This window comes from Vibrio sp. 10N.222.46.A1 (assembly GCF_041473595.1).
Lineage (GTDB): Bacteria > Pseudomonadota > Gammaproteobacteria > Enterobacterales > Vibrionaceae > Vibrio > Vibrio tasmaniensis_A.
The window spans coordinates 1-817 of the sequence record NZ_JBFRSN010001391.1 but is presented as its reverse complement, the minus strand read 5'-3'; the positions used below and the strand labels follow the sequence as shown (position 1 = coordinate 817).

Annotated in this window: 1 pseudogene; it reads left to right on the top strand. The window is 46.6% G+C overall.

Annotation, left to right across the window (positions count from 1 at the left end):
- Positions 1-742, top strand: a pseudogene (locus tag AB4496_RS26875) (D-alanyl-D-alanine carboxypeptidase); the annotation flags it as partial.
- Positions 743-817: the final 75 nt, after the last annotated feature.

Sequence of the window (817 nt, the reverse complement as noted above, 5' to 3'; positions counted from 1 at the left end):
AGATGCATTTGTTGACTTAATGAACGCATGGGCGAGCTCTATCGGAATGAAAGACACGCACTTTGCTAACGTACACGGTCTAGACAACCCTAACCTTTACTCAACGCCTTACGATATGGCGCTACTAGGTCAGGCGCTGATTCGCGATGTTCCTGATGAGTACCGCATCTACTCACAAAAGAAATTCACTTACAACGGCATCACCCAGTACAACCGCAACGGTCTGTTATGGGATAAGAGCATGAACGTTGATGGCATTAAAACGGGCCACACAAGCAATGCAGGTTACAGCCTAGTAAGCTCAGCAACCGAAGGTAAAATGCGCCTAGTTGCTGTTGTTATGGGCACCAAGAATGCTAACGCTCGTAAAACAGAAAGCAAAAAACTGCTTAGCTACGGTTTCCGCTTCTTCGAAACAGTGGCACCACACACCGCTGGAGAAACCTTCGTAGAAGAGAAGATCTGGATGGGTAGCAAGGACACGGTTGCACTAGGTGTCGACGAAGATACGTTCGTTACTCTGCCTCGTGGCCAAGCTAAGAACCTGAAGGCAAGCTTCGTTCTTGAGAAAGAGCTAGAAGCACCAATCAGCAAAGGCGACGTTGTGGGTAAACTATTCTACCAAGTCGACGGTGAAGACGTTGCTGAATACCCACTACTTGCACTTGAAGATGTAGACCAAGGCAGCCTATTTAGCCGCCTGTGGGATTACCTAGTACTGCTGTTTAAAGGTTTGTTCTAAATCAGCCAACGGTTTGTTCTACACAAAACCTAAGCTTGCTGTATAGCTAACCTAATGAGTAGGTTCATGATTTTC